Here is a 20,813-nt window from a genome sequence, read left to right on the forward strand (position 1 = left end):
AGGGCTGGGACTGTTCCCCACGCCCGTGGGGATGAACCGACACCACCGCGCCATCCCATACGCCCCCCTCGCTGTTCCCCACGCCCGTGGGGATGAACCGCCGGGCAGCGGAGATGATGATTTAGATCAGGACTGTTCCCCACGCCCGTGGGGATGAACCTTTTCCTCGGTCGCAATCTCCAGTGCCTCAACCCTGTTCCCCACGCCCGTGGGGATGAACCGTCGCCAGACTTGACTGCGGCGATCGCGTCCTCGCTGTTCCCCACGCCCGTGGGGATGAACCGTGGTGTGGATCAACCCCGCCTGCTCTGACGCGCTGTTCCCCACGCCCGTGGGGATGAACCGCAGGAAAACGCCGCCCGGCTGCTGGCCGCCAGCTGTTCCCCACGCCCGTGGGGATGAACCGAGGTACTTCTGGCCGTAGAGGGTGCGGTAGAACTGTTCCCCACGCCCGTGGGGATGAACCGACGGCAGACAGCATTGCGCGTGACGCCAAGGTCTGTTCCCCACGCCCGTGGGGATGAACCGTAGTTGATCACTTCATCTTCTAGTTCCGCCGCGCTGTTCCCCACGCCCGTGGGGATGAACCGCCCGATCACCTCGCCCGTCTGCTCACACACCGCCTGTTCCCCACGCCCGTGGGGATGAACCGGCTAGGTCGGTGGCGATGGGGCAGCCGCCGCTCTGTTCCCCACGCCCGTGGGGATGAACCGCCGAGAAATATCTGCGCCAATGGATCGGTCGACCTGTTCCCCACGCCCGTGGGGATGAACCGTCGCGTAGGAACGTCGTTCACAGCCCCACCTGCTGTTCCCCACGCCCGTGGGGATGAACCTGGGTCAGCGTCACCGGCACGACGGCGGCGGCCCTGTTCCCCACGCCCGTGGGGATGAACCGTTGCAGGCGGCTGCGCGCGGTACCGCACTGGACTGTTCCCCACGCCCGTGGGGATGAACCGCAGCAGATGGCCAAGTCGGTAGTCACGCCGCACTGTTCCCCACGCCCGTGGGGATGAACCGTCGGGGAGCCCTCTATGGTTCAGGGCCGGCAGCTGTTCCCCACGCCCGTGGGGATGAACCGGGCACGGTCCAGGCCGAAGAGCTTCGGGGGCACTGTTCCCCACGCCCGTGGGGATGAACCGGATGTGGGCTTTTTGGCGTCATTGGTCAGCGACTGTTCCCCACGCCCGTGGGGATGAACCGTCTCAGAGATCAGCATGCCGGCCAGGAAGGCGCTGTTCCCCACGCCCGTGGGGATGAACCGCTGCGATCCAGTCTGCTATAGGCGAGCACGCCCTGTTCCCCACGCTCGTGGGGATGAACCGGTGAACACCTACCTGGACGCTGAGAGCATTGCCTGTTCCCCACGCCCGTGGGGATGAACCGGAGCTAATCGCCGAGGTCAAGGCCGGCTACAACCTGTTCCCCACGCCCGTGGGGATGAACCGCGGTGACCCTCAAGATCAACCCCGCGTCCTGCACTGTTCCCCACGCCCGTGGGGATGAACCGGCTTTACGCGTTCGCCCGGAATGGCTTCATTCCCTGTTCCCCACGCCCGTGGGGATGAACCGTGAAGCCGTCGGAACAGGCGCGCCAATTCTGCCTGTTCCCCACGCCCGTGGGGATGAACCGAAAAAATCCGTGAAACACTTCAATATGGGGCTCTGTTCCCCACGCCCGTGGGGATGAACCGACATGGGATGCAACGCTCGGTGCACCGAGCCTCTGTTCCCCACGCCCGTGGGGATGAACCGGAGCGTGTGACGCAAGAGCATGTCGGTGCCAACTGTTCCCCACGCCAGTGGGGATGAACCGTGACGCCGGAGCAGTAATCCATGGCCGACCTGCTGTTCCCCACGCCCGTGGGGATGAACCGCACAGTGCGAGCACCCCCTGAATCCTGAATCCCTGTTCCCCACGCCCGTGGGGATGAACCGACACCGATTTTCAAGACCACCACACATGAGGCCTGTTCCCCACGCCCGTGGGGATGAACCGGCCGCTGAGGGCAAGGAGTACCACGACCCCAACTGTTCCCCACGCCCGTGGGGATGAACCGGTGCAGCGGGTCAACCAGATGATCCGCCACCCCTGTTCCCCACGCCCGTGGGGATGAACCGTCGGGGTTGGTGAGTGGTGTTCGGCATTTTTACTGTTCCCCACACCCGTGGGGATGAACCGGCGCTCGCCGCATACAGTTGGGGCGAGGGCAACTGTTCCCCACGCCCGTGGGGATGAACCGCCAGAATCCTCAACCGCTTCTGCCGCAAGCCGCTGTTCCCCACGCCCGTGGGGATGAACCGATTCCGTGCAGCGAGTCGATGTTGCCATAGGCCTGTTCCCCACGCCCGTGGGGATGAACCGCCGCCAGTATTGTTGGGGATGATCCCCATCAGCTGCTCCCCACGCCCGTGGGGATGAACCGCTGGCGAGCCCGGCCTCGCGTCACTTTGTCACCTGTTCCCCACGCCCGTGGGGATGAACCGATGCGCTCAATACCTTCTTGCAGACACGAGCCCTGTTCCCCACGCCCGTGGGGATGAACCGGTGGCGGACGCCGAGGCCAGAATTGGCTGGCCACTGTTCCCCACACCTGTGGGGATGAGCCGTGTAAACACTATTCACATGAAATGCTATCCTGCGGCGGCGGCCCACGCCTGTGGGAATGTGAGCCCCACCCGCAGTGAGCGTCCAAATATGAAGCTCCGACCGACTGATGCCGGAGAAGTGTATGTCCATGGCCGGACTGGTTCGCCCTTCTCAGGGAAGTGGTGTGTCAACGCATAGGCACGCCCAAATCACCCCCACGCCCCCAATTCGTGCATAACCGCTAACGCATGTGGCGATGTCGGCTTGCCGTTGCACCATGTCAAGGCGTGGGTGGCCGGTTTTGGTGCACCAATTTGGACCTGTGCCTGCCAGCCGGGCCGGAATTAAGCTGCATCATATTGATTATTAGTTGATTTGTATTGGTGGCACAACCTTTGCATGTGGCCAGTCAAAAGCTGGAGAGATACATGCAAACGACTAAGGCAACCTGTTGTTATTGCGGCGTAGGCTGCGGGGTGCTCATCAAGACTGATAACGACAAGATCATTGATGTGCAGGGCGATCCGGCGCATCCGGCGAATTTCGGGCGGCTGTGCACCAAGGGCTCGACACTGCATCTGACGGCCGGGCTCGATGCGCGGCTGTTGTACCCCGAGTTGCGCGGCGAGCGCGGTGAGGTGCGCGAGCGGGCGGATTGGGATGCGACGCTGGAGCATCTGGCGGCGCGTTTCGCCGAGACCATCCGTGAGCACGGGCCCGATAGCGTGGCCTTTTACATCTCGGGGCAGTTGCTGACCGAGGATTATTACGTCTTCAACAAGCTGGCCAAAGGCCTGATCGGCACCAATAACGTCGATACCAATTCGCGGCTGTGCATGTCGTCCGCGGTGGCGGGCTACAAGGCCACGCTGGGGTCGGATGCGCCGCCGGCCTGTTACGACGACGTGAACCATGCCGAGACGATCTTTATCGCCGGCTCGAACACCGCCTATGCGCATCCGATCCTGTTCCGCCGCATCGAGGATGCGAAGCAGGCCAACCCGCAGCTGAAGCTGATCGTGGTCGACCCGCGCCGCACTGATACGGCGGCGTCGGCTGATCTGCACCTGGCCATCCTGCCCGGCACCGATGTGGCGTTGTTCAACGGCATGCTGCATGTGCTGCTGTGGGAGGGGCTGTGCGACCAGGCCTTCATCCGCGAGCACACCGAGGGATTCGATGCGCTGAAGGCGCTGGTGCGCGAGTACACGCCGCAGTTCGTGGCCGATATCTGCGGTATCCCGGCCGAGCAGGTGGTGCAGGCGGCGAAGTGGTTCGGTGAGTCGAAGGCGACGCTGAGCCTCTATTGCATGGGGCTGAACCAGTCCAGCCGTGGTACCGACAAGAACGCGGCGCTGATCAACCTGCATCTGGCCACACGCCAGATCGGCCGGCCCGGCGCCGGGCCATTCTCGCTCACCGGCCAGCCCAATGCGATGGGTGGGCGCGAGGTGGGGGGCATGGCCAACCTGCTGTCGGCGCACCGCGACCTCGCCAACCCTGAGCATTGTGCCGAAGTGGCGCGGCTGTGGGGGGTCGACGAGGTGCCGGCGCGGCCCGGCAAGACGGCGGTGGAGCTGTTCGAGGCCGTGCGCAGCGGCGAGATCAAGGCCGTGTGGATCGCCTGCAGCAACCCGGCGCAGTCGATGCCGGACGTGAACCTGGTGCGTGAGGCGCTGGAGACGGCCGAGCTGGTGGTGGTGCAGGAGGCATTCAGGCAGACCGATACCACGGCCTACGCCGATGTGCTGCTGCCGGCCACCACCTGGGGCGAGCGCGAGGGCACGGTGACCAACTCCGAGCGGCGCATCTCGCATGTGCGGCCGGCCATCCCGGCGCCGGGCGAGGCGCGCGCCGATTGGCGCATCGCGGTCGATTTCGCACGCCGGCTCGAAGCCCGGCTGCGCCCCGGCCTGCCCACGCTGTTCCCGTATGAGCGGGTGGAGCAGGTGTTCGACGAGCACAAGGAAAGCACGCGTGGCCGCGATCTCGACATCACCGGCCTGAGCTACCAGCGGCTGGATAGCCTGGGCCCGCAGCAGTGGCCGTTCCCCGAGGCCGCGAGCAGCGGCAGGGCGCGGCTCTACGAGGATTTCAAGTTCGAGACCGCATCGGGCAAGGCGCAGTTTGTCGCGACGCGCTTCCTGCCGGTGGCCGAGCCGGCCGATGCCCGCTATCCGCTGCGGCTGACCACGGGCCGCCTGCGCGACCAGTGGCACGGCATGAGCCGCACCGGCACGGTGGCGCGGCTGTACAACCACGTCGAGGAGCCGACGCTGGTGCTGAATCAGGACGACATGAGCCGGCGCAAGCTCGTGGCCGGCGACATCGTGCGCGTCAAGAGCCGCCGTGGCGCCACGGTGCTGCGCGTGCAGGCATCCGACGATGTGCGCGTGGGCCAGGCCTTCCTGCCCATGCACTGGGGCGGGCAGTTCATGTCGGGTGTGGGCGTTAACGCGCTGACCACCGGCAAGTTCGACCCGGTATCCAAGCAGCCCGAGCTCAAGCACGCCGCGGTGCAGGTCGAGAAGGTCGAGCTGCCGTGGCAGATGGTGATCATGCGCAAGGGCGACGCGCTGTCTCGCATGCAGGCACTGCAGCCGTATCTGAGCCGATTTACCTATGCTACCGTGGGCCTGTTCGGGTGCGATGAGCCGGCGACGATCCTGCGCGTGGCCTGCACCGAGGCGCCGGACGCCGCGCTGCTGCACGAGCTCGATGTGCTGCTCGACATGGTGGACGAAGGCAACTGCATGACCTATACCGACCCGAAGCGCGGTATTTCCAAGCGCGTGCTGGTCGGGGCGGATGGCGGCATCGAAGGTGTACGCCTGACCGGCGAGACTGCCGCACGCGACTGGCTCAAGGAGCTGATGGCCGAAGGCCATGCCGCCGCCGAGCTGCGGCCGTGGATGCTGGCGCCGACGGCCAACCCGCCTGTCGGCGGCGAAAGTCGCGGTAAAATCGTCTGCAACTGCCTCAATGTGTCGGAACGCGACATCCAGGCGGGGATTGCCGCCGGGCTCGACTTGGTGCGGCTGCAGGAAAAGCTCAAATGCGGCACCTCGTGCGGTTCGTGCGTGCCGGAAATCAAGCGGATGATCACGCTCAAGCCAATACCGGCCTGAGCTTGCGGAAACAACACCAGCGCGGGCATCGACCCGCGACAGATCGGAACAGGCATGCTGAATATCCCCCGTTTTTTGCGCGAGATCGGGCGCGGCCGCGATGGCTCGCGTGACTTGAACCAGGAGGAAGCCTACGAACTGTTCTCCGCCGTACTCGATGGCGGGGTCTCCGACCTCGAGCTCGGCGGCATCCTGATCGCCTTCCGCATGAAGTCGGAAGCGCACGACGAACTCTGCGGCTTCTACCGCGCGGCGGACGAGCGGCTGATGCGCCTGCGCCGCCCCAGCGGCAAGCCTTCGCCAGTGGTGATCCCAAGCTACAACGGCGCGCGCCACCAGCCCAATCTGCTGCCCTTGCTGGCGCTCTTGCTGCAGGGCCGCTTCGGCATTCCGGTGCTGATCCACGGCCCGCTGGAGGGCATGGGCCGCGTCGGCACCGCCACCATCCTGCGCGAACTGGGGGTGCAGCCATCGCCGACCCTGTCGCGCGCGCAGGATGCGATCGACCGCGACGGCATCGCCTTCGTGCCGACCCAGGTCATCTCGCCGGGGCTCGCCAGCCTGCTCGCATTGCGCCAGCGGCTCGGCGTGCGCGGCAGCGCGCATAGCCTGATCAAGATGATCGACCCGTTCGACGGCAACAGCGTGCGGCTGGTCAGCGTGAGCCACCCCGAATACCTGACCAAGATGCGCGATTTCTATCTCGGCAGCTCGGCCACGGCCATGCTGATGCGCGGCACCGAGGGCGAGGCCTTTGCCAACCCCAAGCGGCGTCCGCAGATCGAGCTGTTCAAGGATGGCCTGCACGAGGTGCTGTTCGAGGCCGAGGCCGGCCCGATCACGCACCTGCCGAAGCTGCCCGAGGCCATCGACGCCGCCACCACGGCAGCCTGGATCAAGGAGGCGCTGGCCGGCCACCAGCCGTTGCCGACGCCGCTCGTCAACCAGCTCGCCTGCTGCCTGTATGCATGCGGCTACGCCGACGACATGAATCAGGCCAAGGCCATCGTGGCGGTGGAAACCGGCAGCCTCGCAGCCGTCTGATTTTTATGCATTTAGAGTAAGCGCTCGTCAAGATAGGGCAATATTTGGTAGATTGCATGACATACGAAAATAAGGATTGTCATGCATATCCGACCGATTCGTGAGGATGACGCCGACGCGTTCGCGGCGATGTTCCGCGCGCTCATCCTCGATACCCCCTTCATGCTGTTGACCGCGCGTGACCGCCTGCCGAGCGGCGCGATCATGGAGGGCACGATCCGCTCCACACTGTCCACCGACAACAGCATGATCTTCGTCGCCGACCCCGGTAACGGCCGGCTGGCGGGGTTTCTGCGGCTGATCGGCGGCAATATCAGCCGCGACCGGCATCGCGGCTACCTGATCGTCGGCGTGCTGCCCGAGTACCGCATGCAGGGGGTGGGCAAGCATCTGCTGCAAGAGGCCGAGGCCTGGGCGCGCGAGCAGAACATGACGCGCATCGAGCTGACCGTGATCGCCCACAACCGGCCCGCGCAGCAGCTCTACCTGTCGCTCGGCTACCGCTGCGAGGGCATCAAGCGCCACTCGCTGAAGCTCGACGATGGCAGCTACTGGGACGAATACCACTTCGGCAAGCTGCTCGATGAGCCGGCCAAGCCGCAACCGGCGATCCCGCCCTTGCCGGCCAATGCCTGTCTGCTGCTCATCGACATGCAGCAGGCGATCGACCAGCCGTGCTGGGGTGCACGCAACAACCCGGATGCCGAGCAGCAGGTCGCGCGCCTGCTGGCCGCCTGGCGCGAACGTGGCATGCCGGTCGTGCATGTGCGCCATATGTCGACCGAGCCCGATTCGCCCTATCGCCCGAGCCAGCCCGGCAACGACTTCAAGCCCGAGTCACTGCCACTGCCGGGCGAGCGCGTGATCGAGAAACAGACCAACAGCGCCTTCGTCGGCACCGCACTGGAAGCCGAGCTCAGGGCTGCCGGCAGCGGCACGCTGGTTGTCGCCGGGGTGACCACCAACAACTCGGTCGAGGCGACCGTGCGCATGGCCGGCAATCTCGGCTTCAACACCTGGCTCGCGCAGGATGCCTGCTTCACCTTCGGCCGCACCGACTGGAATGGCCGCTACTGGCCGGCCGACGAGGTGCATGCGCTGGCGCTCGCCAATCTCGATGGCGAGTATGCCTCGGTGACGGCCGCGGCGCAGGTGCTGGCCGCCTTGCCCTGATGGGCCGGCCTGCTGGGCCGCGTCAAGGCCAGAAGCCGCTTACGCACCGGCTCCTGGCCTTGACGCGCGATCAGCGCTGCGGCTGCCGTCGGCCAGAGCGCTTGCATCCCGCCCGGCGTATCGCTGTCAGCGGCAATGGCGGCGACTGCGTTGATGGTGGAGGCTGCGATGCCTGTCGCGGCAGCGACTGAACCCGGACGCCACCCACTTGTCGATATCGTTATCTTTTTCCGGCTGCAACCCTGGCCTGACCCAGCACCTGTTCACGCGGCGTTGCGAGCGGCGCATGGGCCCCGATCGCAGGGCCTGCGCTGGGCGCCCGCCAGGTTTGTCTTTTTGGAGTAAACCATCACCATGCATATGCGTCGTCTAGCATTGGCTCTGAGCCTGGCCCTGAGCCTGCTGCCCGAGGCCGCGCCAGTGGCGGCACCGCTGGCCGCGGCCCCGGCTGGCGTCCAGCGTGTCACCCGTGTCGAGGGGATTACCGAATACCGGCTGGCCAACGGCTTGCGCGTGCTGCTGGCGCCGGACCAATCCAAGCCCACGACCACGGTGAATGTGACCTATCTCGTCGGCTCGCGCTACGAGCACTATGGCGAGACCGGCATGGCGCACCTGCTCGAACACCTGATGTTCAAGGGCACGCCGCGCCACCCGCATATCGACGAGGACTACACGCGGCGGGCCATGCAGTCCAACGGCACCACCTCGTTCGACCGCACCAACTATTTCGAGACCTTCCCGGCGTCGGGCGACAACCTGCAGTGGGCGCTGCGCATGGAGGCCGACCGCATGGTCAACTCCTTCATCGCCAAGCGCGATCTCGACAGCGAGATGACGGTCGTGCGCAACGAGATGGAGTCGGGCGAGAACGACCCGATGTCCGTGCTGTGGCAGAAGATGACGGCCGTTGCCTACCAGTGGCACAACTACGGCAAGGACACCATCGGCGCCCGTGCCGACGTCGAGAACGTCAACATCGCCCATCTGCAGGCCTTCTATCGCCAGTACTACCAGCCCGACAACGCCGTGCTGACGGTCAGCGGCAAGTTCGACGAGGCGCAGACGCTGCGCTGGGTGCAGCAGCATTTCGGCGCGCTGAAAAAGCCACTGCGCGTGCTTGAGCCGACCTACACCACCGAGCCCACGCAAGACGGCGAACGCGAGATCACCCTGCGCCGCGCGGGCGACGCGCAGATCGTGGCGGCGCTGTACCACGGCCCCGATGGCGGCCACGCCGATGCCGCAGTCTTCGAGCTGCTGGCCGATGTACTCGGCGGCACGCCCAATGGCCGGCTGTACAAGCGGCTGGTCGAGCAGAAGCTGGCGACCGAGGTGTTCGGCGAACAGATGAACCTGAACGAGCCCGGCTATGCCTTGTTCGGCGCCAAGCTGCGCGTCGATGGTGACCGCGAAGCGGTGCGGCAGGCGCTGCTGACCGAGCTCGAAGGCCTGGCACAGCGGCCGATCACCGACGACGAGGTGGAGGCCGCGCGTGCACGCTGGCTCAACGGCTTCGACAAGTTGATGAACGACCCGGAAGCGCTCGGCGTGCGGCTGTCCGAGAGCATCGCGCTGGGTGACTGGCGCAGCCTGTTCCTGCTGCGCGACCGCATCGAGCACGCTACGGCCACGGACTTGCAGCGTGTGGCGGTCCACTACCTGCTGTCGAGCAACCGCACGCTCGGCCAGTTCATCCCGGATGCCAAGCCGCAACGCGCCGTCATCCCGCCCCAGTCTGACCTGAAGCTGGCGCTGGCGGGCTACCAGGGCAAGCCGCCGGTGGCGCAGGGCGAGGCCTTTGACCCGACGCCCGAACATATCGAGGCACGCACCGAACGCACGGCACTGAAAAACGGCATGCGGCTGGCCCTGTTGCCGAAAAAGACCCGGGGCGAGGCGGTGTCGCTGACGCTGGCGTTGCACTTTGGCGATGAGCAGTCGCTCGCCGGGCAGCGCGAGATCGGCCGGCTGGCCGCCGCCATGCTGGGGCGTGGCAGCGAGCACAAGAGCCGGCAGCAGCTGCAATCGGCCTTCGATGCGCTGAAGACGCAATGGCGTTACGACGGCAACGCCGAGGGCGGCGCGCTGACCTTGCAGAGCTCGCGCCAGTCGTTGCCGCAGGCCTTGCGGCTGGTGCGTGAGCTGCTGCGCGAGCCGGCATTCTCCGAGGCCGAATTTGCGCAACTGCGCAACGAGTCGCTGGCGCACGTCGAGGAAAGCCGCAGCGACCCGCAAGCCCTGGCGATGAATACGCTGTATCGGCATTTCAACCACTACGCGGTCGGCGATGTGCGCTACCAGCCGAGCTTCGACGAGTCGACAGCGGCGCTCCAGTCGGTGACGCTGGCGCAGGTCAAGGGCTTTCACCAGCGCTTTTACGGCGGCGACAGCGCCCAGCTCGCCATCGTCGGCGATTTCGACGCAGCCGCGATCAAGCCCGAGCTCGACGCCCTGTTCGGCGACTGGCGCAGCGCCAGCCCCTATCGGCGGGTGGCGCGGCCGTTTGACGCGGGCCAGCCGGCCGAACTCAGTGTGCAGCTGGCGGACAAGGCCAATGCTTTCTTCGTCGCCGCCCTGCCGCTGCGGCTGACCGACCGTTCGCCCGACTACCCGGCGCTGCTCGTGGCCAACTACATACTTGGCCAGGGCAGCGGCCTGAGCTCGCGCCTGATCAACCGCTTACGCCAACAGGACGGCATCAGCTACTATGCGGGCTCGTTTCTGAACGTGAGCGCGCAGGATGACGATGCCGAGCTGCGCGCCATGGCGATCTACGCGCCGCAGAACCTTGAGCGGCTGAAGCGCGGGTTCAGCGAGGAGCTGAGCCGTTTCGCGCACGATGGCGTCAGCGAGCAGGAAGTCAGCGACGCCAAGGCGGGCCTGCTGCAGGAAATCAAGCTCGGCCGGGCGCAGGATGCCGCACTCGCGGGCGAGTTGGCGGAACAGTTGCGGCTCGGCCGCAGCATGCGCGATGCGGCAGCGCTGCAGGACAAGGTGGCGCGGCTCACGGCCGCCGATATCAATGCCGCGCTCAAGCGCCAGCTCGACCCGGCAGGCTTTACCCGCGTGTTCGCCGGTGAACTGAAGGCACAGGCCGACAGCAAACAATAACGAAGAGGAATAGATGAGACTGAAATCCACTGCGCTGGCCCTGAGCCTGGCGCTGGCCAGCCTGTGCGCACCGCTGCCGGCCTGGTCCGAACAGACCCCGGTGGCCGTGACGCTGCCTGCCGGCATCAGCCGCTACACCGAGGTCGAAGGCATCACCGAATACCGGCTCGCTAACGGCCTGCGCGTGCTGCTGGCGCCCGACGCCGCCAAGCCGACCACGACCGTCAACGTCACCTACCTGGTCGGCTCGCGTCTCGAAAACTATGGTGAGACCGGCATGGCCCACCTGCTCGAACACCTGGTGTTCAAGGGTACGCCGGGCCTGCCCGGCACCAGCATCGTGCAGGAGCTGGGCAAGCGCGGCATGCGCTACAACGGCACCACCTCGTTCGACCGCACAAATTATTTCGAGACCTTTGCCGCATCCGACGACAACCTCGACTGGGTGCTGAAGATGGAGGCCGACCGTATGGTCAATTCCTTCATCGCCAGGAAGGATCTCGACAGCGAGATGACCGTCGTGCGCAACGAGATGGAGATGGGTGAGAACGACCCCGCCGGCGTGCTGATGCAGCGCATGGTGGCGACGGCCTTCCTGTGGCACAACTACGGCAAGTTCCCGATCGGCGCGCGCTCGGATGTCGAGAACGTCAGGATCGAGAACCTGCAGGCCTTCTACCGCAAGTATTACCAGCCCGACAACGCGGTGCTGGTGGTGGCCGGGCGCTTCGATCCGGCCGCCACGCTGCGCCGCATCGCGGGCTATTTCGGCGCAATCGCGAAGCCATCCCGCGTGCTCGAACCGAGCTATACCGTCGAGCCGGCGCAGGATGGTGCCCGTTCTGTGACGCTCAAGCGCGTGGGCGACATGCAGCTCGTCGGCGCGATGTACCACGTGCCAGCGGCGAGCCATGCCGACTATCCGCCATTCTGGGTGCTGGCGGAAATCCTTGGCGACACGCCCAACGGCCGCCTGCACAAGGCACTCGTCGAGAAGGGCAAGGCCGCCGCAGCCTGGTCCAACGGCTTTGCGCTGAAAGAACCCGGTTACGGCCTGTTCTTCGCCAAGCTCAACAAGCAGCAGTCGCGCGACGAGGCAAAGCAGCAGCTGCTCGATGTCGTCGAGGGCGTGGGCCGCAGGCCGATCACCGAAGACGAGTTGAAGCGCGCCAAGACCTCGCTGCTTAACGATTTCGAGGACTTGCAGAACGATCCGTCCGCGCTCGGGGTGGCCCTGTCGAGCGCGATCGCGGTCGGTGACTGGCGCCTGTTCTTCGTCGGGCGCGACCGTATTGCCGCAGTCACATTGGCCGATGTGCAGCGCGTTGCCGAGACGTATCTGCGCGAGCCCAACCGCACGCTCGGCGAATTCATTCCCACCGACAAGGCCGAGCGTGTCGCGATCCCGCCGACACCGGAGGTCGCGCCGCTGGTCGAGGGCTACCAGGGCCGCGCCGCGCTGGCCGAGGGCGAGGCCTTCGACCCGACGCCGGCCAATATCGAGCAGCGCACCACGCGCACCGCGCTGGCCAACGGCATGAAGCTCGCGCTGCTGCCCAAGACGACGCGTGGCAACACGGTGAACGGCAGCCTGGTGCTGCGGTTTGGCGACGAGAGCAGCCTCAAGGGCCGGAAATCGGTGGCCGCGATGACGGCCGGCATGCTGCGCCGAGGCACGAGCAAGCTGAGCCGTCAGCAGATCGCCGACCGTCTCGACGAACTGAAGGCGAGCATGAGTATCGGCGGCGATGGCGGCGTGGTCAGCATCAACTTCGAGACCCGCCGCAACGCCTTGCCGGCCTTTCTCGACCTGTTGCGCGAGATACTGCGCGAGCCCGCCTTCCCGCAGGGCGAGTTCGAGCAGTTCCGCACCAGCTGGCTGACCAATGTCGAAGGCCAGCGGCGCGAGCCCGGCGCGGTCGCGCAGAACGCCCTGGCGCGTTATGCCAACCCCTATCCCCAGGGCGACGTGCGCTATGTCGAGAGCGTGGACGAGTCACTGGCCAGCATCAACGCGATCAAGCTCGATGAGCTCAAGGCCTTCCATCGCCAGTTCTATGGCGCGAACAACGGTGAACTGGCGCTGGTGGGCGATTTCGATGCCGCTGCCGTGCAACCGCAGCTGGCCAGGCTGTTCGGCGGCTGGAACAGCCCCGCCAGCTATGCGCGCGTGCCGGGCCCGTTCGTGCCCGCCGAGCCGACTGCGATGCGCTTCGAGACACCGGACAAGGCCAACGCCGTGCTGCTCGCGACGCAGCGCCTGCCGCTTCGGGATGACGATGCGGATTACCCGGCGCTGTTGATCGGCGAGCACGTCTTCGGTGGCGGCAGCCTCAAGTCGCGCCTGATGGATCGCCTGCGCCAGAAGGAGGGTCTCAGCTACGGTGCGGGCTCCTGGCTGGTGGCGGGCAGCCAGGATGCAAACGGCGGGCTTGGCATTCAGGCCATCTTCGCGCCGCAGAACCTGGCGCGCGTGCAGCAGGGCGTGCAGGAAGAGCTTACCCGCCTGCTCAAGGATGGTGTGACCGAGCAGGAGGTCGAAGAGGCCAAGAGCGGCCTGCTGCAGGCGTCACGCGTGGCGCGCGCGCAGGACGGCACGCTGGCCGGTGGGCTGGCCAACCAGCTGTACCTGAAGCGAACCATGGCCTTCTCGGCAGAGCGTGAGGAAAAAATCAAGGCCGCCACGGCGAACGAGGTCAACGCGGCGCTGCGCAAGTATCTCGATGCCGGCAAGCTGGTGCAGGTGGTGGCCGGTGATTTTGCCGCTGCCGGCAAGGGCGACAGGAAGTAGCGCCAGCAGCCCTCCCCGCGGTCAAGGGGAGGGCTGTCGTGCTAGACTGCCGCCGACTTCAGCCCTGACGGACTCATCATGCAATTCAAGATCATCCCGGTTACCCCATTCCAGCAGAACTGCTCGCTGATCTGGTGCGACGCCACGCGCGAGGCCGCCGTGGTCGACCCCGGTGGCGACGTGGCGCGCATCCTGGCCGAAGTGGAAAAACATGGGCTGATGCTGAAGAAGATCCTGCTCACGCACGGCCATCTCGATCATGTCGGCGGCACGGCCGAACTGGCCAGCAAGCTCGGCCTGCCGATCGAGGGCCCGCACATGGACGACCAGTTCTGGATCGAGGCCCTGCCGCAGCAGGCGCAGATGTTTGGCTTCGGCGACGCCAAGACCTTTGTACCGGATCGCTGGCTGGCCCAGGGCGATGTGGTCGAGCTAGGCCCGCTTCGCTTGCTGGTGCGTTTCTGCCCAGGCCACACGCCGGGCCATGTGATCTTCTTCGAGCCCGAGAGCCGCGTCGCCTTCGTCGGCGACGTGCTGTTCGCCGGCTCGATCGGCCGCACCGATTTCCCGGGCGGCAATCATCAGCAGCTGATCGATTCGATCAAGCAGCAGCTGTGGACGCTTGGCGACGACGTGCGTTTCGTGCCGGGGCATGGCCCGATGTCGACCTTCGGTCAGGAGCGTGCGACCAACCCCTTCGTGGCTGACAAGCGTTACGGCTGATCGGCCTGGGCCGAGTCCTTGCGGTTGCTGCCGGCCACCATCTTGTATTCGAACAGGCGGCATTCGAGCGCGCCGTTGAACAATACCGTGCGCTTCGAGGCCGACAGGCGGATCAGCTTGGCCAGCGCCGGGTCGGCCGTGAAGAAATAGGCGCGCCAGCCCGAGAATTTCTTCTTCAACACGGCGCCGATCTGCGGGTACATCTCGGCCAGCTTGTCGAGTTCGTCCAGCCGTACCCCGTAAGGTGGGTTGGCGACCAGTACGCCGGTCTCGGTCGGCGCCGATACTTCCATCAGGTCGACCTGCTTGAGCTGCACGCAATCGGCAAGGCCGGCGTGCTCGAGGTTGGCGCGCGCCGCCTTGAGCGCGTCGCCGTACTTGTCGCTGCCGTAGATCGCCAGCGGGTGCGGCGGCTGGGCGGCGGTGCGTGCCTCGTCCAGCAAGGCCTGCCACTTGATGCGGTGGAAGGTCTTGAGCTTTTCGAAGCCGAAGCTGCGCTTGAGCCCGGGCGCAATATTGAGCGCCATCATCGCCGCCTCGAGCAGGAAGGTGCCGCTGCCGCACATCGGGTCGAGCAGCGTCTGCTCGGGCGTCCAGCCGGCGAGCATGAGAATGCCCGCGGCGAGGTTCTCGCGGATTGGCGCCTCGTTGGTGGCCACGCGCCAGCCGCGCTTGAACAGCGGCTCGCCGGAGAAATCCACATACAGGGTGCAGCGCGTGCCGTCGAGAAAGCCATGGATGCGCACGTCGGGATTGGCGCGGTCGACACTCGGACGCTCGCCGCATGTGTCGCGGAAGCGGTCGCACACGGCGTCCTTGACGCGCAGCGTGACAAATTCGACGCTCTGGATCGGCGCCTTCTTGTTTGCGGTCATCTGTACGCGAATGGTCCGCTTCACGTCGAATAGCCAGTCCCATTCGGTGTTGCGTGCAAGCGCATAGATGTCCTGATCTGTCCGGTACTGGCCGTCGCCCACGCGCCATAGTACGCGGCTCGCGGTGCGGCTCCAGAGATTGGCTTTTGCCCCCATCAACCAGTCGCCGTTAAAATGGACGCCACCGTCCACCGCCTTGATGCCACCCGCGCCCAGGCTGCTCAATTCTTCCGCCAGCGCGGGTTCCAGTCCGCGAGGGCAGGGGGCGAAATACTGGTGCGTGGGCTTTTGCGACATATCAAGGTCCTCTTTGGGCAAGCGCGGCAGAATAGCACAATTGACTGTCACGGCTGGCTCTAAGTTTAGCTGTCAATCTATCGAGGTAGCTGCATGAATTTCCAAGGCAAATTCCCGTTGATCCGCCCGCGCCGCATGCGCCATGACGACTTTTCCCGCCGACTGATGCGCGAAAACGTGCTGACGGCAAACGATCTGATCTATCCGGTGTTCGTACTCGATGGCAGCAACCGCGTCGAGCCCGTCTCGTCGATGCCCGGCGTCGAGCGCCAGAGTATCGACCACCTGCTGCATACGGCCGAGCGCGCGGTCAAGCTCGGCATTCCGGCGCTGGCGCTGTTCCCGGTCATCGATGCCAGTTTCAAGACGCTCGACGGGCGCGAGGCTTACAACCCCGAGGGCCTGGTGCCGCGCACGATCGAGGCGCTCAAGGAGCACTTCCCCGAGCTGGGCGTGATCACCGATGTCGCCCTGGACCCGTACACGAGCCATGGCCAGGACGGCGTGATCGACGGCAGCGGCTATGTGCTCAACGACGAAACGGTGGAAATCCTCACCAAGCAGGCCTTGTGTCATGCCGCGGCCGGTGCCGACATGGTGGCACCGAGCGACATGATGGATGGCCGCATTGCCAGCCTGCGCCAGGCGCTCGAAGCCAGGGGGATGATCCACACGCGCATCCTGGCCTACTCGGCCAAGTATGCCTCGGCATTCTATGGCCCGTTCCGCGAGGCGGTGGGGTCCGCCACCAGCCTGGGCAAGGGCAACAAGTACACCTATCAGATGGACCCGGCCAACAGCGACGAGGCGCTGCGCGAGGTGGCGCTGGACCTCGCTGAGGGCGCCGACATGGTGATGGTGAAGCCGGGCATGCCCTATCTCGATATCGTTCGTCGCGTGAAGGACGAATTCGGCGTGCCGACCTTTGTCTACCAGGTGTCGGGTGAATACGCGATGCTCAAGGCCGCGGCGCTGAACGGCTGGCTCGACGAGCGTGCCGTGGTGCTCGAATCGTTGCTGGCGTTCAAGCGCGCGGGTGCCGATGCAGTATTGACCTATTTCGCGCTCGATGCGGCGGAATGGCTCCAGGGCTGAGCCGGGAAACGGTTATTCGCTGAGCTGGCGGGCGCGGAACTTGCGCTCCTGCTCCAGGATGTAGCGCTGGATGATCTGCTCGGTCTGCGGTGTCAGGTCGAGAAAGCGGCAACCCGAACGCCGCGTGCGCAGGCCGGTGCGCAACACGAAGTCGAAGCTGGAGCGGATCTGCAGCGTCGTCACGATGAGCCCTACGCCGGGCAGGCTGATGCTGCAATTCTCATAGGTCAGCCCGGGTTCCAGCTCGATTTCCAGCGGATAGCCGATCATGCCGATACCGCCGAGGCTGATGTCCATGACTTCGACCTCGACCGGCATCTGCCCGGCAATCGGGATGACGCACTTGAGCGTCTGACTGTAGGGGATGCTGAGCCGGTAGTAGTTGCGCCGTTGCAGCTTCAGCAGCTTGTCCGGTATCGGCACGGTGAAGGCCGAGCGCCCCTGGTACTGGATAGGGCGGAACGGCCCGGTGTCGAACTGTACCTTGACCTTGTCGTGCGAGCTGACGCACATCACCTTGCCGGCCTGGGTCAGTTGCGCATTGGCGGTGGCACTGGGGCTCGGGTCGATGATCAGCTGGTGCGACTTGGTGTCGATGGCGAGCAGCGTGACCGAGGCAAACTCCTGGCGCTCGTTGTAAAAGGCCGTGATGCTGCTGTGGTGCTTGACCAGGGACGCCAGTACATAGGCGATGTCCACCGCACCGCGCAGCAGATAGGGGCTGTCGCTGCTGATAGGTTTGACCGGGTCCGTCGGGGTGTGGCGCTTGTCACCGCTCATCTTGGCCTGTTCTCTTCATTCTGCCGTCTGGCCTGCTTCGATTGCGATTCCCGCGCCATCTGGCCCGGGCGTCTCCTGCAATAGCAATTCGACCTGATCGATGCGTGCCCGTTCCAGTTGCTGCATGTCGTGGCGCGAACTGGTGCGGCGCATGTCGTCATGGGGGTAGACGGTGAGGCTGACCGGAATATCGTTGGAGTAGAAGCTGACGCTCATTTCCGCCCGATCGTTTGGGAGCGGCTGGTGACGGAAGTCGATGCGCCGGTTGAGCAGGTCGATCTCGACCTCCTTGGCCGAGTCGGTAAACAGCTGCAGATTGATGTCCGAATAGCGGCCCGCCGTGCCGCTCAGCACCGAGCCGACGAGGTAGGGCGAGAAATCCCGGAACTGGCTCATCACGCGCAGCGCCTCGCGGCGCAGTGACGCCAGCAGCTCCGCATGTCCTTCCTTGAAATAGATGTCGCGATAGGCCTTGAGTGCCTGTTCGATCTCACCGTTGGTCGGCAGATTCTGCGGGTCGTCGATACCGGCCTGCCGCGCCGCCTTCTTCTTGGCGAGGGCAAAATCCTCGATGCCATCGATGGCGATAAGACGAGCCGCGCTGTGGGCGATCATCTCGCGGATGGCCAAGTGCCGTCCACTCTTGTCTCGTGCCTTGGGCATGATGAACCTATCCTGGGGGCTGCGCCTACCTGTTGGGTTTCAAACAGGGGTGGCGCCGGGCCACCCTATCCCGCCGCCAGCCTGCATCGGCAGGCCGGGCGGAAACGCTGTCAGCGGTGTCAGAACAGCATGTCTTTCACCTCATCTTGCGCCTGGCTGGATGGTGTGCCGCTGTCCAGACCCAGATTAGGATTGGTTTGGGTGAACTCCTGGTAGAAGTAGTCGGAGAAGCCGCCGTTCTCGGTCTCGAAGGTGCGTGCAATCACGCCCTCGGGCACGACCGGCTCGTATTCGGGCACGCCTTTGAGCGCCTTGCCCATGTAGTTGATCCAGATCGGCAAGGCCGCGATACCGCCCGTTTCGCCGCTGCCTAATGACTTGGGTTGATCATAGCCCATCCAGACTATCGCAACCAGATTGCGCTGGTAGCCGGCGAACCATGCGTCGAACTGGTCGTTGGTGGTGCCTGTCTTGCCTGCGAGGTCCTTGCGGCCCAGAGTCATCGCCTTGGCCGCGGTGCCGCGCCGCACCACGTCGCCCATCATCGAGGTCATGATGAAGGCGTTGCGCGGGTCGATCACCTGTGGCGCATTGCTGCCCGCCTGTTCCGGCTGTGTCTTGGCCAGCACATTGCCCCGGCTGTCCTCGATTCGATCGATGAAATACGGGGTGACACGGTAGCCGCCGTTGGCAAATACCGAATAGGCGCCCGCCATCTGCAGGGGAGTCACCGAGCCCGCGCCCAACGCCATCGTCAGATAGGGGGGGTGGTTCTTCGGGTCAAAGCCGAACTTGGTGATGTAGCTCTGCGCATACTGCGGCGTGATCGACATCAGGATGCGGATCGATACCAGATTCTTCGACTTGGTCAGCGCGTTGCGCATGGTGATCGGGCCGGAGAAGGTGCCATCGTAGTTCTTCGGCTCCCAGCTCTGGCCGCCGATCGTCGCCGGGTCGATCACCAGCGGCGCATCGTTGATGATGGTCTGCGGGGTGAATCCCTTTTCGAGTGCGGACGAGTAGATGAAAGGCTTGAAACTCGAGCCTGGCTGGCGCCATGCCTGGGTTACGTGATTGAAATTGTTGCGGTTGAAGTCGAACCCGCCCACCAGCGCGCGGACGGCACCGCTATTGGGGTCCACCGCTACGAAGGCGGTCTCGATCTGCGGCAGCTGGACAATATTCCACTGCCCCTTGTCGTCGTGTTGCAAGCGAATGATCGCGCCGCGGCGGATACGGTTGGCCGGGTTGACCTTGTCCGACAGATTACGCTGGGCGAATTTGAGGCCGGCCCCGCTGACCGTCGCAATTTCCCCGCCTTTCAGGTAGGCCTTGATCTGTTTGCTGTCTGCTGCGAGCACCAGCGCTGGCTGCAGATCATCGGCATCGGTAACCTTCTGCAGCTCGTCTTCGAAGGCGTCGTCGCTGGCGTCGCTGGCCAGCTCGACGAAGGACTCCGGCCCGCGATAGCCGTGGCGACGGTCATACTCGGTCAGGCCGCGCCGCACCGATTCGTAGGCTGCCTGCTGGTGCGCGGCGCCAATCGTCGTGTAGACCTTGAAGCCCTGGGTGTAGGCCTCTTCCTTGTAACGTTCGAACATCAACTGTCGCACCATCTCGGCGACATAGAGCGCATTGCCGGAGAAAATCGCCGTGCCGCGCTGCACGTGAAGCTTTTCGTGCACGGCCTGCTGGTATTGCTCATCGTTGATGAAATTGAGTTCAAGCATGCGGTGCAGCACATATTCCTGACGCTGTTTCGCACGCTTGGGGTTGGCCACCGGATTGAAGGTGGACGGCGCTTTCGGCAGGCCGGCCAGCATTGCCATCTCGGCCGTACTCAAGCGATCGAGGTTTTTGCCGAAATAGGTTTGGGCCGCCGCAGCAAAGCCATAAGCACGCTGGCCAAGAAATATCTGGTTGACGTAGAGCTCCAGAATCTTGTCTTTGCTCAAATTATGTTCAATCTTGAAAGCTAGCAGCGCTTCGTTGAACTTACGGCTGTAGGTCTGCTCCCGCGTCAGGAAGAAGTTGCGGGCAACCTGCATGGTGATGGTGCCGGCACCGGAGCGGGTGTGGTTGGGAATCAGATTGGAGAGGGCAGCACGCGTCACGGCGATGAAATCGACGCCGCCATGTTCGTAGAATCGTTCGTCTTCCGCCGCGAGAATCGCCTGCTTCATGCGCTGCGGAACTTGCTCGATTTTTGCGAAGGCACGCCGCTCCTCGCCGAATTCCCCGATCTGTGCGCCGTCGGAGGTGTAGACTCGCAGCGGAATCTTGGGCTTGTAATCGGTGATGGTGTCGAGAGAGGGGAGTCTGGGGTAGGTCAGGATGACCAGCAAAGCTACCGCGCCAGCCGCCAGCAGCAGGATGCCGAAGAGCGCCGCGAGCGGATACACAATCCAACGGTTTGACATGAGGAAAAAGAATTCTACTAGATGTAGTTGTCGTTAAAGATGTAGTAGCAAATTATAGGTGGGAACAGGGGTTTAAAGAAGCCAGTCGCTACTTTACATGACATTTTCTTACTGCTACATT

11 protein-coding genes, 1 pseudogene and 1 CRISPR repeat array (1 of these 13 running past the window's edge) are annotated in these 20,813 nt (G+C 64.7%); of the genes and pseudogenes, 8 read left to right on the top strand and 4 right to left on the bottom strand.

Annotated features, from left to right (window positions below; all coding sequences use genetic code 11):
* Nucleotides 1-2,609: a CRISPR direct-repeat array (repeat unit 29 nt; unit sequence CTGTTCCCCACGCCCGTGGGGATGAACCG) (it extends 5,790 nt beyond the left edge of the window).
* Nucleotides 2,610-3,017: 408 nt separating this feature from the next.
* The 7 genes and pseudogenes from ABWL39_RS00730 (at nt 3,018) to ABWL39_RS00760 (ending at nt 14,562) form a co-directional block, all read left to right on the top strand.
* Nucleotides 3,018-5,717: a molybdopterin-dependent oxidoreductase gene (locus tag ABWL39_RS00730; RefSeq protein WP_367786251.1), complete on the top strand. Its 2,700-nt coding sequence runs from the start codon at nt 3,018-3,020 to the stop codon at nt 5,715-5,717.
* 54 nt (nt 5,718-5,771) lie between these two features.
* Nucleotides 5,772-6,761, top strand: a complete 990-nt coding sequence (ybiB, locus tag ABWL39_RS00735) for a DNA-binding protein YbiB (RefSeq protein WP_367786253.1) — start codon at nt 5,772-5,774, stop codon at nt 6,759-6,761.
* An 81-nt stretch (nt 6,762-6,842) separates the two neighbouring features.
* A pseudogene (locus ABWL39_RS00740) lies at nt 6,843-7,307 on the top strand (N-acetyltransferase family protein); the annotation flags it as partial.
* Between the two features lie 30 nt (nt 7,308-7,337).
* Nucleotides 7,338-7,934, top strand: coding sequence for a cysteine hydrolase family protein (locus tag ABWL39_RS00745; RefSeq protein ID WP_367786905.1), 597 nt, complete (start codon nt 7,338-7,340; stop codon nt 7,932-7,934).
* A gap of 354 nt (nt 7,935-8,288) precedes the next feature.
* Nucleotides 8,289-11,048, top strand: a complete 2,760-nt coding sequence (locus tag ABWL39_RS00750; protein WP_367786255.1) for a M16 family metallopeptidase — start codon at nt 8,289-8,291, stop codon at nt 11,046-11,048.
* Nucleotides 11,049-11,061: 13 nt separating this feature from the next.
* Complete coding sequence (locus ABWL39_RS00755; protein ID WP_367786256.1) at nt 11,062-13,839, top strand: M16 family metallopeptidase; 2,778 nt, start codon at nt 11,062-11,064, stop codon at nt 13,837-13,839.
* 78 nt (nt 13,840-13,917) lie between these two features.
* Nucleotides 13,918-14,562 carry an MBL fold metallo-hydrolase gene (locus ABWL39_RS00760; RefSeq protein ID WP_367786257.1) on the top strand — a complete coding sequence of 215 codons (645 nt, stop codon included), beginning with the start codon at nt 13,918-13,920 and terminating at the stop codon, nt 14,560-14,562.
* Here the strand turns inward: ABWL39_RS00760 and ABWL39_RS00765 are convergent.
* Nucleotides 14,553-15,734 carry a class I SAM-dependent RNA methyltransferase gene (locus ABWL39_RS00765; RefSeq protein ID WP_367786259.1) on the bottom strand — a complete coding sequence of 394 codons (1,182 nt, stop codon included), beginning with the start codon at nt 15,732-15,734 and terminating at the stop codon, nt 14,553-14,555. The genes ABWL39_RS00760 and ABWL39_RS00765 overlap by 10 nt on opposite strands.
* A 93-nt stretch (nt 15,735-15,827) precedes the next feature.
* Here ABWL39_RS00765 and hemB point away from each other — a divergent pair, with 93 nt between their 5' ends.
* Nucleotides 15,828-16,829: a porphobilinogen synthase gene (gene hemB, locus ABWL39_RS00770; RefSeq protein WP_367786261.1), complete on the top strand. Its 1,002-nt coding sequence runs from the start codon at nt 15,828-15,830 to the stop codon at nt 16,827-16,829.
* A 12-nt stretch (nt 16,830-16,841) separates the two neighbouring features.
* Here hemB and ABWL39_RS00775 read toward each other — a convergent pair whose 3' ends face one another.
* From ABWL39_RS00775 to ABWL39_RS00785, 3 genes are all read right to left on the bottom strand, one after another.
* Nucleotides 16,842-17,609 (bottom strand): flagellar brake protein, encoded by a 768-nt coding sequence (locus tag ABWL39_RS00775; RefSeq protein ID WP_367786263.1) that lies wholly within the window; start codon nt 17,607-17,609, stop codon nt 16,842-16,844.
* 15 nt (nt 17,610-17,624) lie between these two features.
* Nucleotides 17,625-18,272 (bottom strand): hypothetical protein, encoded by a 648-nt coding sequence (locus ABWL39_RS00780; protein ID WP_367786264.1) that lies wholly within the window; start codon nt 18,270-18,272, stop codon nt 17,625-17,627.
* A gap of 119 nt (nt 18,273-18,391) precedes the next feature.
* Nucleotides 18,392-20,692, bottom strand: coding sequence for a penicillin-binding protein 1A (locus ABWL39_RS00785; protein ID WP_367786266.1), 2,301 nt, complete (start codon nt 20,690-20,692; stop codon nt 18,392-18,394).
* Nucleotides 20,693-20,813: the final 121 nt, after the last annotated feature.

Source organism: Chitinivorax sp. PXF-14 (genome assembly GCF_040812015.1).
Classification (GTDB): Bacteria; Pseudomonadota; Gammaproteobacteria; order Burkholderiales; family SCOH01; genus JBFNXJ01.